This window comes from Clostridium beijerinckii (assembly GCF_018223745.1).
Lineage (GTDB): Bacteria > Bacillota > Clostridia > Clostridiales > Clostridiaceae > Clostridium > Clostridium beijerinckii.
In genome coordinates this window covers 999,398-1,013,044 of record NZ_CP073653.1, presented here as the reverse complement: position 1 = coordinate 1,013,044, position 13,647 = coordinate 999,398, and the positions used below count along the sequence as shown (strand labels likewise).

Sequence of the window (13,647 nt, the reverse complement as noted above, 5' to 3'; positions counted from 1 at the left end):
AATGGAATATACTTTATCAATGATTTTTTTAACTGATGCTGGTGAAAAAAGCACTTTAAGTGTTTCAGGCGTTAAAGCTGCTCTCACTAAAGCTGAAGTAAATACTCTTATGGATACAATTATCGCTAAGAATATTTTCATGACTAACTCTGGTGCTTTAGTTAAAAAATCTGGTGCTCAATTAACTCAAAGACAAGTTACTAAATATGAAGTAGCTTAGCTTTTAATTGAAAATGGAGGTTTGTCCGAGTAGGGACAAATCTCCATTTTTGTTTCTATATCTAATTAGAAATATTTAATTTATTATTCTCTAATCTTTCTCAATATAAAATCTATGCCTTTTTGAAATACCATTGTTTTTATATTGATTTTAGTTTGACCGTTAGATACTGTGTACTTTTGCTCTAGTACTCTAAAATACCCACTATCTACAAATTGCTGATAAGGTATATTGTTTTTATCTAATACTTTTTTATCTCTTAACAATGAAAATAGACTATTTCGTCCCATTCCTCTAATTCCAAGAACTTTTGCAACATGTCCCATTTCTATGCTATCCTTGGATCCTGCAACATCATCATAGAATTGTGCTTTTGGTTCTAGTGATTTTAATTTCTTTTCAGCTTCTATCCTAGCTTTTCTTTCTTCTTTTAATTTTGTGGCTGCTGCAATCAGTAAATCTGGATTATCCAATAATTCATCTGTAGCATACATTCCTGTTTTTCGTATACTTGGTAATACCTCATCAAAAATCCATGCTTCAAATTTCTCTGCACCTGGTAATTCAGATTTTGCAGCTAGGCGAAAAATATCACCTTCAGGAATGACATTCATTTCTACATTCTGGATAATATCTGTTCCATCTTTTCTCTTTCCAGTAACTACCCCTACTCCGTGTTTCACGGACCCCCTGCAATGTCTTGAAATTGCATCGTTAGGCTTCTTATATCCCAATGCTTTTGCTATATCAATTCCAACAGCATAATCTTTATTATTAATCTTCACCCATCTTATTTCCCCAAATCTTTCATCTTTGAAAATTCTCAAACCTCTCATTTTGCTAATCTCCTCTTAGATTTTATATACTTCTTGATAATGCATTCTCTTTTATTCTTGTCCCAAATCTTTTTTACATTTATTACAAACTACTACATCTCTAAATTCTAAGATATCATCACTACTTCCGCAAAAAATGCATCCTTTACTATATTTCCTAACAACTACATCATTATTAACCTTAATTATTTCCAAAGAATCTCCGTCATTAATTCCTAAAACCCTTCTTATTTCTTTTGGTATTACAATCCTTCCAAGTGGATCAACTTTTCTTACTATTCCTGATTCTTTCATTTAAAATTACTCCCTCTCATACTCTTATTTTTGATTTATTAAAATGCATAATTCCTTTACTTAAAAGCATTACCTTATTTAAGCCTGTAGTTATTCTTGACATCTTTCTCAATTTCTACGACATAATCTTTTGACATCTCATATATACGTGACCCTACCCCTTCATCAAAGGCAAGAAGTCTATCAATGGAAAATTCACTGCTCACTATGATAGGCAAAAAATTCAAATATCTATAGTTGATAATCTCAAAAATTATGTTAATATCACTGTCGTTAATTTTTCCTTTGAATAGGTCATCAATAAGCAATACCTCACATAATTGATACTTTGAAATAACTCTGCTATAGTATTCTTGATCAATCATATTTTGTTTTATCTTTGTGATTACATCACGATAAGGCATGTACACCACTTTAATTCTTTGCTTCAAGAAATTTAATGCAAGCGCAATACTGCAGTGGCTTTTACCGCTGCCAACTTGCCCACAAAATAAAATGCTATTCTTTCTACTATCTTTAATTTCATGGAATTCCTGATAATAAGCTATAGCAGTTTCCTTTGCTCTTTGTGAAGCCTTATTCCAAATTTCAAAATTAGTAAAAGTAAGTTTGCTTTGCTCAACATTAATTCCCGAATACTTCCATTCACTTTTAATCTTTTCTATTTTCCTACATTCACATGCTAAGGCTAATGGCTGCCTATTTTCTTGTGAAATAAGAATCCACCCCGTATCTAAGCATTTCTCGCAATTATATGAGGTTTGCTTCCGCTCTCTTTCTCTGCTCTTCTGTAAGTTTTCGAGGTTCCTTTGGCTTGAATCCTGCGAATTCATTTTTATCTGCTGAGTTATTCTTTCCAGTGCTTCTAACCCCATTTATCTTACCCTCCATATCATCTTTGGGATACCCGTCTCTTCTCCAATTTTTTAATATACCAATTGCATACTTTATTTCTGGGCAATTTTTTTCAAAACCTATATCCATTGCCATCTTAACCCGCTTATCTCCATGAATATTAATAGCTGATCTAAGTGAAACATAATCGCATCCACCAACTTTTCCTGTTATTTTTTCATGATATCTCATAAGCTCTAAAGCTTTAGTATTTATCTCCTCTTCTACTACTGTTTCAGTTTTAGTATTGTAATTCTCAAAAGGATTTGACTGACTTTCTTCTTCCTCACAAGTTGAGCTTTTATTATTTATTTCACAAATACTATTTTTTCTCTTAGTCTGTATCTCTCTCTTCTCTTTCTTATTCTTTTTCTTGTTCTCTATCTCTTTCTTATTCTGTTCCGTTACAGTAACGTTACTTTCATTTTGCATAACGTTACATGTATTTTTAGTAACCTCAAAATTGCTATCAGCTGTTTCTACAGTGTTATTACTGCCAGCATTATCAGTGAAATTATTAGTGTTATTATCACCAATAGAATTAGTAGACGCTTCTTCATTATTTTCTAATGCCTGATTTTCATTTAAATCTTTATCTTCTTCTGTGACTTCATTCTCATAAACTTCTTCATTATTGCTTTTAGTAGCTTTCTGTTCTAGTTTCTTTTTTTCTCTATGATTCTCAGCCCTTTTTCTATTTTGTTCACGAACTCTTTCCATTCCTTCAATGTTCTGATGCTTGTCCCAGTTTACAATTCTAATTATCTTATCAAGAGATATCTCTATCATCCCAAGACGAGATAATGTTTTCAGTGCAAGCTTTATAGATGCTAACGGTCTAGAAAATAATACAGACAGCATTTTATCAGTATATGGTATATCCTCTGATAAAAATATCTCACCATCAGAATTAGTCTTGGCAGCTTGTATAAGTAATCTTATCCATAAATAGTGAACCGTATCTCTCTCTGGCAATGCATCTATTAATCTCATTTTTTCATCATCCGGCATACCAGTAGCTAGTTTAATCCATTTAATATCTGCCATCATTTCCACACTCCCATAAATAAAATTTTCTAAACCTTTCAAGTCCATCCCAAGATGGACTTATTCCAATTGAATTACATACATAGATATAACATTTGAAGATTTTTAAATTCACTTTTCTCCCTGATTTAATGGTGTCTTATTTTACTAGAACTCCCGCATGTTCCTCTCCTCTTTTACCCTTTTCAAAGTCATAATAAATACACTCTTCAACTTGTTTAACCGGGAAATTCTCTCCAAGCATTTGAGTACATACTTTTGTATCCCTTGGATAATTCTTTAATATTTCTATTAAATCATTGGCTGTTAATCCTTCAAATTTTCTAATCAATCTAAATCCCTTCTTTCTAAAATTGTTAGTTATATGCACGGAAATGAATTCATTCTATTATCTTGGATAGATACTTAAATGACTATTCCTCCCTATCAAAAGTTAAATCTTTAATGTCTTCTAAGTTAGATAAATCCTTTCCATTGTTTTCTTCTAAAAACTTCATTAATTCAATCCTAGTTATTTTTAAACTTCCAAGCTTTAATCCTCTTATTACATTTTTCTTTAATAGATCATATACAGAATTCCTATTAACTTTTAATAATTCTGCAGCTTCAGATACAGTATATAAAACTGGCTCCATTCCCATCCCCCTATTCTCATTCCCATAACCAATCCTTTATAAAGTGAAACTTTTCATGTTGAATTTTGTCTCCATCTGAATTTATCTAAGCTTATCCTCACAATGGAGATAGTATACTCTCAAGGAGCATAATTTACCCTCAGGGGACATTATATCCAGAAGCGTGATTCCATCAGCTCCTACTTTAATAAGAGGCCGCATTATGGATGTCAGCCATCGGATTACTTCATTTGGCGCTGCCCATCGCGCTTCACTTGATTTATAAATCACACCTAAGCCTAAATTTTCACATTTTTCAGTTCTGTTAAGCATATCTACCAGATTTCATTTTTTTGACTTCATCAATAATAAATATTTCTTCTACTGTTTTTCCAAAGAAACTTGAAACCAATTTAGCCTCTTTTACACTAAAATCAGATCTACCATTTATTTTAAAATTTAGTGTGCTAACTGATATCTCTAATATTTTGGCTAATTCTTGCTGAGTAATATCTTTTTCTACCATAAGACCTTTTAATTTACTATACATTTTCACTTCTCCTTTTAAATTGCCTAAATGATAACAGGAAACCCTCTCCAATTATCATTATGCTAATTATATATTCCAAATTAACATATTGCTAATTTAATTTTATTATAAATTAACGTTATGATAATTTCAATATATTTATTGCAACTTTTATAAATTTTATTTTCATTTTGTTAATTAAGTGTTTATTAATTAGCAAATCGTTTATAATATATATGGTGGTGATATTATGAGTAAATTCCCTGATAGGCTAAAAGAGCTTCGTGAAGAAAAGGAATTATTAAGCAAAGACTTTGCTAAAATAATGAACGTTGAACCCGCAACAATAACTAATTGGGAAAAGGGAAATAGATTTCCCAAAGATGATGTCTTAATTAAAATTGCTGATTATTTTGATTGTAGTATAGATTATCTTTTAGGTAGGACTGATGATCGATGTGCAAAGATCTACTCTGGAAAGCTACATAATCAAACTATAGAAATAGAAATTGATAAAGGATATTCTCATGAGTTAACTGCTGAAGATGTTGAAAATATTATTAGACAATTAGATGCTGTAGGATTAGATGTAAAAAAATTAATTGAAAACTCTAAAAGTAAATAATGAATTGAAATAGACTATAGATTTTTATCTATAGTTTTTTGTTTGTGTTTTGTACTGTTTTTGACCTTAATTTGTTAAATAGTATAATTTTCTTTTGAATTTTAAAAAATTTGTTTAAAGATATTGAAATGAATTTTCATAGGTGCTATAATTTACCATGGAACATACGTTCGCCATTGAGAGGGGAAATTTTAATGCCATGGGAGTATATTTTAAAAATAAAACTTGATAATGATATTGTTTATAAAAGGGATATAGATGAAAAAGAAAATTTAATACAAGAAAAAGATGAAGAACTCTATAGTATAAATAATGCAAGTTTTGAAACAATAGCTAACGTGGAGGTGTTAAAACATGGAAGGAAGCGTTAGAAAGAAAGGTAGTAGATGGTACTATTCATTTGAATTACCTTCTATTGATGGGAAACGAAAAAGAATCGAACGATGTGGAGGTAAAACAAAAAAGGAAGCATTAGAGGCATTAAATGAAGCAATGTACAAATACGCCAATGGATTTGTAGAGCCAAAAAAACTTACATATGATGCTTATGTTACTGATTGGCTTGAAGACTACATTAAGGAAAATAGAAAAATTAATACTTATGAAAGATATAAATCTATTTATGAACATAAGATAAAACCTTATATTTGGCAATATCTTCTTAAAGATCTTAAACCTATACTAATAGAAAAGCTTTTAAGTGCTGAAAAAAAGAAAGGCTTAAGCAATACTACTTTAGAGGGAATTTATGGTGTAATAAATAATTCATTGAACAGAGCTGTAAGACTACAGATTATTAATGATAATATATGTAAATTTATTGAAAAACCTAAAAGAAATAAATTCATCTCAAATACTTTAAGCATTGATGAATTTAATTTGCTATTATCAAGCTTAGATCCAAATGAATATGCAGATTATGCTTTCAAGCTTTGCCTAATAGTAACTATGGAACTCGGGCTTAGGCGTGGTGAAGTAGCTGGGCTAGAATGGAGTAACATTGATTTTGCAAGCAATATTGTAAATATAACTAATAATCTTATATATACTAATACATCAGTTGAAATAGGAACCCCTAAAACCATTGAGAGTGAGCGAAGTATATCTATTTCAAATGAACTTCTAGACTTACTAAAATCTCATAAAAAAATTCAAAACCTCAACAAACTAGAGTACGGTGAAAATTATATAAAAAATAAATTTAATAATAGAGAGTATGATTTTATTTTTACTTGGAAATCTGGCCAATATATACATCCTAATTACTACACATTAAAATTTAGAAGACTAGTAGAAAAATCAGGACTTAATAAAAAAGTTCGTTTTCATGATTTGCGTCATTCAAATGCCACTTTACTTTTACAAGAAGGCATTGATTTTAAAATTATTCAAACCAGATTAGGACATTCAGATATTAGTACGACTTTAAATATATATTCTCATGTTACTAATGAAATGCAGAAATCAGCTACTGAAAAGCTCTCAAATTTACTATTTCCATCTAAAATAAACATAAAAAAATAGCCGTCGGAAGAATGTCGGAAGAAGTTATCCTTCCATTCTCTCAACTGCCTATTTTACTAATGCGAGATAAGCCATAAGCCGAGTTCTGTATTAAGCAATCATCTATCTAGGCCTACTGTTGCCAGTAAGCTCAAGCGACGCACCCAGAGGCGGGACGGGCAGCCCCTTTAATTGCCTCTCTATTCGGTCTTGCTCCAAGTGGGGTTTACATAGCCGTGAAGTCTCCATCACGCTGGTGAGCTCTTACCATCACCTTTCCACCCTTACCTAAGTAAACTTAGGCGGTATATCTCTGTTGCACTTTCCTTCAAGTCGCCTTGACTGGACGTTATCCAGCACCCTGCCCTATGGAGCTCGGACTTTCCTCTCCTAGATCAAGTCTAGCAGCGATTGCACGTCTCACTCGCAAAATCTATATTAACATATATCTTTTTAAGATGCAAATATATTTTTTACACAACATTTCTAAATTATAGTTATATTAAAAAAAATATTATTGTTAATAATAGTATTACTATTATTCCATATAAACTTACGCCACAGAATAGAAGCGTTAATAATATAAGTCCACCAACAATTAATTTAGGATAAAGTAAAAATAAAAGAGGATTCTTGCTAGGAAAAAATGGTGGAAATCTACCATTCCATCCACCATATTTACTTCTTCTGCTTCCTCCCCTAAAAAAATTTCGTACTGTTTTCTTACTATGTTTAAAGAAATTTTTCAAGTCATCTTTTAAATCTTCACTATTTTTATTATTAAAATCATGATCTTTCCCCATAATTCACCGCACAATTATTATTACACTATTAGTATATGCACCTATTCATTTTTTTAGTAAACTCTTTTTCAATTAATTATATGCATTAGAACTTAACATTTAAATAATTTAGTGCAGTTATAGCCTTAATATAAAGTTTTACTAAATATTAATTTATCAAACAAACTCATAAGGATCTTCACTTTTTTTTGAAGCGATGAACTCTACATCTTTAAATTTTCCCCTTAAAAAATCCAATGTTTTTAAGAACACAAGGTATTCTGTTGAGAAATGACCTGCATCTATTATGCTTATACCTAATTCTTTGAAATCCGATGCAAAATGATATGTTGTATCCCCTGTTATTATACAGTCTGCACCAAGATCTTTTGCTTTATAAAAGAAATCTTGCCCACTGCCATTAATTATAGCTATTGTCCTTGCTTTATTTTTTCCCCTAACAATCCTCATATTTTTTATATTTAAATTTTTTTTAATAATTTCTATAAGATCATTCAACATTATTTCTTCGTCTAATTTAACCAGTCTTCCAATTCCGCCATCTTTATAATTATTAGATTCATTAGGTTCAATAATTTCTTGTGACTCAAATCCTAGCATTCTAACTATAGTTTCGTTAATTCCACCTTTAGCACTATCTAAATTGGTATGGCAAGAGTATAATGCTATATCCTCTTTGATTAGATTTATCAACTTGTTCCCCAATAAATCTCCTTTAACTATACTCTTAGGTCTTTTGAATAGCAGTGGGTGATGAGTTATTATTAACTCACATCTTAAATCTACTGCCTCCTCAATTACTTCATTTGTGCAATCTAAAGATAATAAAACCTTGTTTATAGTCTTCTCTTCATCTCCAACCGTTAGACCAACATTATCATAAGACTCCATTAAAAACTTTGGCGCAACTCTTTCTATTTCTCTTCCTATATCTTTTACTTGGACCATAATCTCACCGCCTAAAAACTTTTTAGTAGTTTCTTTAACTTCTCATTTTTTTCTATTAACTCATTTCTTCTTGAAATTGCATGTTCAGTATTATCTTTAATAAAATCCATTACTTTTTCATTTTTTTCAATTTTGCTTTCTATATATGATTTAAATAATGGTAATTTTTTATTTAATATAAATGGACTTATTTCATAAAATATATTATCTAATTTTATATAATCACCCTTTTTATACTTAACTTTAAATATCTCATAATACTTGTCTTCATCCAAACAAATATCCTCTTCTAATATTTCATAATCGCTAGTATATAAATATTCTCTTAATACTTCTGGATTTTGTGCTGGTTGAAGCACTAAATATTCTAATTTTTTCACCTTATCCAAATCATTTTCTAATATATCTCTAATTAAATTACCACCCATTCCTGCAATTATTACAGATTGAGCTTCTTTATTTTTTAATACAGCTAAACCACTTCCTAATCTTAAATCTACCTTGTCTAACACTCCATCAAGTGCTGCATTAATTTTAGCTTTTTTCAGTGGATCCTTATTAATATCTGATGCAATAACTTTTTTAGCTATATCATGTTTAACTAAATATATTGGTATATATCCATGGTCTGTTCCAACATCCATTATTACTTCCACTTTATTAATTTTTTCTATAATCCATTTTAGTCTTTTACTTAATTCCATATTTACCTCTTTTTGTCTTACTTATAAATTTTAGATATCCAATTTAAGGATTCGACTTATTAGATGAATGTATTTACAAAGTTGCTAAAACCTTAAGTTCATATCTTCACTAGAAATCATAAATATATTTGTAACCTCAAGGGTCATAATATGAAGAAAATATTTGAAAATAAACTCTTAAAAGTTCTTAGCTTTTCTGAATCAAAATATTTATGATTTCGGTAAGTCACTACACAAATCTAGTTTTAAAGTTTGGTAATTCCTTATTTAAAAAGAAGCACCTAATTTTAGGTGCTTTTAGATACTAATCTAGATAATCTTTTAATTTCTTGCTTCTTGACGGATGTCTTAATTTTCTTAAAGCTTTTGCTTCAATTTGTCTAATTCTTTCTCTAGTAACATTGAACTCTTTTCCTACTTCTTCAAGTGTTCTGGCTCTTCCGTCATCAAGTCCAAATCTTAATCTTAATACTTTTTCTTCTCTAGGAGTTAATGTATCTAAGACATTGATTAATTGTTCCTTAAGCATTGTAAATGCTGCTGCTTCAGCTGGTGCTGGTGCTTCATCATCTGGAATAAAGTCTCCTAAATGAGAGTCTTCCTCTTCACCTATTGGAGTTTCTAACGAAACTGGTTCTTGTGCGATTTTTTGAATTTCGCGAACCTTATCCACTGGAAGTTCCATAACCTTCGAGATTTCTTCTGGGAATGGATCTCTACCTAATTCTTGGAGCAATTGTCTTTGTACTCTAATAAGCTTATTTATAGTTTCTACCATATGAACAGGTATTCTTATTGTTCTAGCTTGATCTGCAATTGCTCTTGTTATTGCTTGCCTAATCCACCATGTAGCATAAGTCGAAAATTTATATCCTTTTCTGTAATCAAATTTTTCAACAGCTTTAATAAGACCTAAATTTCCTTCTTGAATTAAATCCAAGAATAACATACCTCTTCCAACATATCTTTTAGCTATACTTACAACTAATCTTAAATTCGCTTCAGCTAATTTTTTCTTAGCCTTTTGGTTTCCTTCTTCAATTTCTTTCGCATAAGTTATTTCCTGTTCAGAAGACAATAAAGGCACTTTTCCAATTTCTTTCAAATACATTCGAACTGGATCATCTATAGCTATACCTTCTGGGACCGATAAATCAATTTCTTCTTCAGTTTCTGTATCCGCAATTTCACCTATTATTTCAACACCTGTCATTTCCAAAACTTCATATATTTTTTCTATTTGCTCTGGGCTCAAATCAATATGATCCATAGCTTCCATGATTTCTTTATATGTTAGTGAACCATTCTTTTTACCCTTGTCAATTAATTCCTTCACAGCCGCCATTTTAGCATTTTTATCTTTTTTATCGTCTTTTGGCTTTGTTACTTTTCCATTCGCTTTTTGTTCCATCTTATTATTGCCTCCTTCCGTCATAACCTTCAACCTCTCTCTCCCTTTTTAAGTGCTTCAGATAATTTAGTAAGCTCTATTGCAATCTTTATAGATTCTTCAATTTTCCCCTCTTTTTCGAATCTATTTTGCTTTTTCTTTAAATCCTCAATTTGCAGCTTAAGTTTAAAGCTTCTTACCTCTTTTAAATAATCTTTTATTAATCGCTCTCTATCAGTAAACTCTAAAATCTCATGTTCCCTTATTTTGGTCAACTCTTTAGAACTTTCTATATCGTCACATCTACTTTCTACATAGGATTCTATATTACCTATATCATTAGTATCCTCACTTTTGCCTTTTAATATTAATGAATAAATTTTATTATGTGATTCTATTACAAAATCTCCTGATTTTATGGAGCTTTTAATCTCATCATAAAATTCATCTTTGAACATCAATTTTAATAATGCTCTTTCAGCCTTTAAGTATGCGGGTTCTACATATAATTTTGTTCCAAAATATTCCTTTTTATTCACAAAATTGTCTTCTTTTTGTTTTTTTGTTATTACTTGTGAAAGTAAGTCATATAATGCCTGTTCTTTAATTGCTGTTTCTTCTGAAATTTTCCTTATATATACATCTTTTTCTATAGGATTTAGATCTGCTAGAATTTCTGCAAATTTTTCTCCATATTCTACTAGATCATTTCCACTATTTAGATTTATGCCTTCAGCTGCTTTCTTAATTCTATATTCAATTAAAGGAAGCGCTTCATTTGCCAACTTCAGAAATGACTCCTTTCCATGATTCCTCACAAACTCATCTGGATCTTTTCCATCTGGTACTATCAATACTTTTACATCAAATCCAGCACCTCTTAAAATTTCTAGACCTCTTAAGGTAGCAGTCTGTCCAGCCAAATCAGCATCATAAGAAATTATTACCTTATTAACATACCTTTTAAGAAGCCTTGCTTGGTTTACTGTAAGTGCAGTTCCAAGTGATGCTACAACATTTGTTATACCAGATTGGTGAAGTGATATTAAATCCATATATCCTTCAACTATAATGATGTAATCCTCTTTTAGCTTATTCTTAATTGCAAAATTTAATCCATAAAGATTTATCCCTTTTTGAAAAATCATGGTCTCTGGTGAATTTAAATATTTTGGTTTTGAATCATCTAAAACCCTACCTCCAAATCCAATAACTTTTCCTCTTACATCAAACACGGGAAACATTACTCTATTTCTAAATTTATCATAAACATTCCCTGATTTCTCACTTTTTGAAATCAATCCAGCTTCAAGTAATAGATTATCTTTATATCCTTTTGTTCTTAAGTAGTTTGTTAATCCATGCCAACTATCTTGAGAGTAGCCTAACCCAAATCTCTTTATGGTTTCTTCTTTTATCCCTCTCTTCAAAAAATACTCTTTTGCCATTTTAATTCTTTGTAAATTAGCAAAATAATATCTAGCTGTTTCAACATTTACTTTATATAAAACTTCTTTCTTTCTAGAAACTGCGCTATTTTCATTATCATTTATCTGTAGCGGAATATTAGCTTTATCTGCTAGATACTTTGCAGCTTCTACAAAAGTGAGTTTTTTATATTTCATAACAAACGTAAGCACATTTCCTGCTTCTCCACATGAAAAACATTTGTATATCTGTTTTTCACTTGAAACACTAAATGATGGAGATTTATCATTATGGAATGGACATAATCCCATAAAATTTCTACCTGATTTTTTTAGCCTTACATCCTCTGAAATAATATCAACAATGTCATTTTGTTCTTTTATCCTTTCAAGAACTTCTTCTGATATTTGCAAGGAGACATCTCCTTCCTCTGCTTTTTTTGGCAATTATATATTATTCGACATAATAACGAGTTTTCCTTCTAAAATAATTAGAAAACTATTAATTTTTTTTTAATTTAAAGTTTCACCAGTTATAAAATAATATTTATTGAATAATACTATATATTAAAGTAATTCTTTTTATTAATTTAAAATCCTCTTTTTTTATTGCAAATCTTTATTCATTGAGAATATTATTAAATTCATTATAGTTTTAAACTTTCTAAGACATGAATCTCATATATAATTAATCTATTACAAACTTAGGGATAAATATTTTATTAAATAGTGATAAGCAATAATCATCACTCATTCCCGCCACATAATCAGCAACTCCTCGTTTCAAGCCTTCGTTTTTAGCTATGCTCACATAAATATCTGGCATCTCATAAGGATTTTCCTCAAAATGTTTAATTAATTGATTTAAAACAAATTTCGCCTTATTTCTTTCAACCTTTAATGTATCCCCTAAATATATATTTTTAAACATAAATTGTCTAAGTTCAGTCATTGCTTCACTTATTTCTGGACTTAACCCAATTTCCTTTACCCCATTATTAAGATTATCATTTGATTTTTTTATAAAATCTTTAATTAAGACATTTAATCTTTCGTTTGAAGTATCTCCAAATACTTTAACAATTTCTCTTGGAATCTCTTCTTTGCTTAATAAACCTGCTCTTATAGAATCATCAATGTCATGATTCAAGTACGCCATTTTATCGCTAAATTTCACCACTATTCCTTCTAATGTAATTATATCTTTAACGCTTCCAAGCCCACTATGATTTAATATTCCATTAATTACTTCTTCCGTTAGATTAAGTCCCTGCCCGTTATTTTCAAGTTTAGTAACAACTCTAACGCTTTGTTCATTATGACGGAATCCATCTTCCAAGTACTCATTTAGCACTTCTTCTCCATTGTGTGCAAAAGCAACATGCCCAAGATCATGCCCTAACGCTATAGCTTCAATTAAATTTTCATTTAATCCGATTCCAGCTCCAATATTTCTTGCAACTTGAGATACCTCTAATGTATGAGTTAATCTAGTTCTATAATGATCTCCAAATGTTTTTATATATACTTGTGTTTTATGCTTGAGGCGCCTGAATGATTTGCTTTGAATAATTCTATCTCTATCAAGCATATAACAAGTTCTAATATCATCATCTTCTTCTCTAATTTTTCTGCCAATAGAATTTTTTGAAAAAGCAGCTTCTTTAATTAATGTCAAGCTTTCAAAATTTTGAATTTTTTCTCTTACATTCATATATTATCACCTCTTTTTATGTATTCTATCTATATCATTATATTCCTCTATTTATTAACTATATTTATTATTTGCAAATAACTAAAAAATAATATCTTT

Annotated in this window: 17 protein-coding genes and 1 other RNA gene; 4 read left to right on the top strand and 14 right to left on the bottom strand. The window is 30.0% G+C overall.

What is annotated here, in order from left to right; all coding sequences use genetic code 11:
• The first annotated feature begins 1 nt into the window (after position 1).
• On the top strand, positions 2–220 hold the full coding sequence (locus tag KEC93_RS04755) for a DUF2922 domain-containing protein (protein ID WP_077868282.1): 219 nt from the start codon (positions 2–4) through the stop codon (positions 218–220).
• Between the two features lie 83 nt (positions 221–303).
• On the opposite strand, the gene KEC93_RS04750 is transcribed toward KEC93_RS04755, so the two are convergent.
• The 7 genes from KEC93_RS04750 to KEC93_RS04725 all read right to left on the bottom strand — a co-directional run bounded on the left by KEC93_RS04750 (position 304) and on the right by KEC93_RS04725 (position 4,455).
• A complete protein-coding gene (locus tag KEC93_RS04750; RefSeq protein WP_172462745.1) occupies positions 304–1,056 on the bottom strand; it encodes a phage antirepressor KilAC domain-containing protein in 753 nt (250 codons plus the stop codon).
• 51 nt (positions 1,057–1,107) lie between these two features.
• The gene (locus KEC93_RS04745) at positions 1,108–1,350 is read right to left on the bottom strand and encodes an AbrB/MazE/SpoVT family DNA-binding domain-containing protein (protein WP_077868281.1); all 243 of its coding nucleotides are present in this window, start codon (positions 1,348–1,350) and stop codon (positions 1,108–1,110) included.
• Between the two features lie 74 nt (positions 1,351–1,424).
• Positions 1,425–2,066: an ATP-binding protein gene (locus KEC93_RS04740; protein ID WP_373866462.1), complete on the bottom strand. Its 642-nt coding sequence runs from the start codon at positions 2,064–2,066 to the stop codon at positions 1,425–1,427.
• 34 nt (positions 2,067–2,100) lie between these two features.
• Positions 2,101–3,291, bottom strand: a complete 1,191-nt coding sequence (locus tag KEC93_RS26420) for a putative phage replisome organizer (RefSeq protein ID WP_077868280.1) — start codon at positions 3,289–3,291, stop codon at positions 2,101–2,103.
• Positions 3,292–3,430: 139 nt separating this feature from the next.
• Positions 3,431–3,622, bottom strand: a complete 192-nt coding sequence (locus tag KEC93_RS04735) for a hypothetical protein (protein WP_077868279.1) — start codon at positions 3,620–3,622, stop codon at positions 3,431–3,433.
• A gap of 82 nt (positions 3,623–3,704) precedes the next feature.
• Entirely contained in the window at positions 3,705–3,926 is a 222-nt protein-coding gene (locus tag KEC93_RS04730) for a helix-turn-helix domain-containing protein (RefSeq protein WP_077868278.1), read from the bottom strand.
• 304 nt (positions 3,927–4,230) lie between these two features.
• Complete coding sequence (locus KEC93_RS04725; protein WP_077868276.1) at positions 4,231–4,455, bottom strand: helix-turn-helix transcriptional regulator; 225 nt, start codon at positions 4,453–4,455, stop codon at positions 4,231–4,233.
• Positions 4,456–4,684: 229 nt separating this feature from the next.
• Between KEC93_RS04725 and KEC93_RS04720 the strand changes: the two genes are divergently transcribed.
• The 3 genes from KEC93_RS04720 (at position 4,685) to KEC93_RS04710 (ending at position 6,583) form a co-directional block, all read left to right on the top strand.
• Complete coding sequence (locus KEC93_RS04720) at positions 4,685–5,059, top strand: helix-turn-helix domain-containing protein (protein WP_077868275.1); 375 nt, start codon at positions 4,685–4,687, stop codon at positions 5,057–5,059.
• Between the two features lie 194 nt (positions 5,060–5,253).
• The gene (locus KEC93_RS04715) at positions 5,254–5,430 is read left to right on the top strand and encodes a hypothetical protein (RefSeq protein WP_172462747.1); all 177 of its coding nucleotides are present in this window, start codon (positions 5,254–5,256) and stop codon (positions 5,428–5,430) included.
• Positions 5,414–6,583, top strand: a complete 1,170-nt coding sequence (locus tag KEC93_RS04710) for a tyrosine-type recombinase/integrase (protein ID WP_077868274.1) — start codon at positions 5,414–5,416, stop codon at positions 6,581–6,583. Before KEC93_RS04715 ends, KEC93_RS04710 begins: the two co-directional genes overlap by 17 nt.
• Positions 6,584–6,641: 58 nt before the next feature.
• Here KEC93_RS04710 and rnpB read toward each other — a convergent pair.
• From rnpB to KEC93_RS04675, 7 genes are all read right to left on the bottom strand, one after another.
• An RNA gene (rnpB, locus tag KEC93_RS04705) (RNase P RNA component class A) lies at positions 6,642–6,989 on the bottom strand.
• A gap of 70 nt (positions 6,990–7,059) precedes the next feature.
• Complete coding sequence (locus KEC93_RS04700) at positions 7,060–7,365, bottom strand: hypothetical protein (protein ID WP_023973997.1); 306 nt, start codon at positions 7,363–7,365, stop codon at positions 7,060–7,062.
• A 156-nt stretch (positions 7,366–7,521) separates the two neighbouring features.
• Positions 7,522–8,313 carry a Nif3-like dinuclear metal center hexameric protein gene (locus tag KEC93_RS04695; protein WP_023973998.1) on the bottom strand — a complete coding sequence of 264 codons (792 nt, stop codon included), beginning with the start codon at positions 8,311–8,313 and terminating at the stop codon, positions 7,522–7,524.
• Between the two features lie 11 nt (positions 8,314–8,324).
• Positions 8,325–9,017, bottom strand: coding sequence for a tRNA (adenine(22)-N(1))-methyltransferase (locus KEC93_RS04690; RefSeq protein WP_023973999.1), 693 nt, complete (start codon positions 9,015–9,017; stop codon positions 8,325–8,327).
• 304 nt (positions 9,018–9,321) lie between these two features.
• On the bottom strand, positions 9,322–10,452 hold the full coding sequence (gene rpoD, locus KEC93_RS04685) for an RNA polymerase sigma factor RpoD (protein ID WP_011968196.1): 1,131 nt from the start codon (positions 10,450–10,452) through the stop codon (positions 9,322–9,324).
• Positions 10,453–10,457: 5 nt separating this feature from the next.
• Complete coding sequence (dnaG, locus tag KEC93_RS04680; RefSeq protein WP_077868273.1) at positions 10,458–12,248, bottom strand: DNA primase; 1,791 nt, start codon at positions 12,246–12,248, stop codon at positions 10,458–10,460.
• 274 nt (positions 12,249–12,522) lie between these two features.
• The gene (locus KEC93_RS04675; RefSeq protein ID WP_017211787.1) at positions 12,523–13,548 is read right to left on the bottom strand and encodes a deoxyguanosinetriphosphate triphosphohydrolase; all 1,026 of its coding nucleotides are present in this window, start codon (positions 13,546–13,548) and stop codon (positions 12,523–12,525) included.
• Positions 13,549–13,647 lie beyond the last annotated feature (99 nt).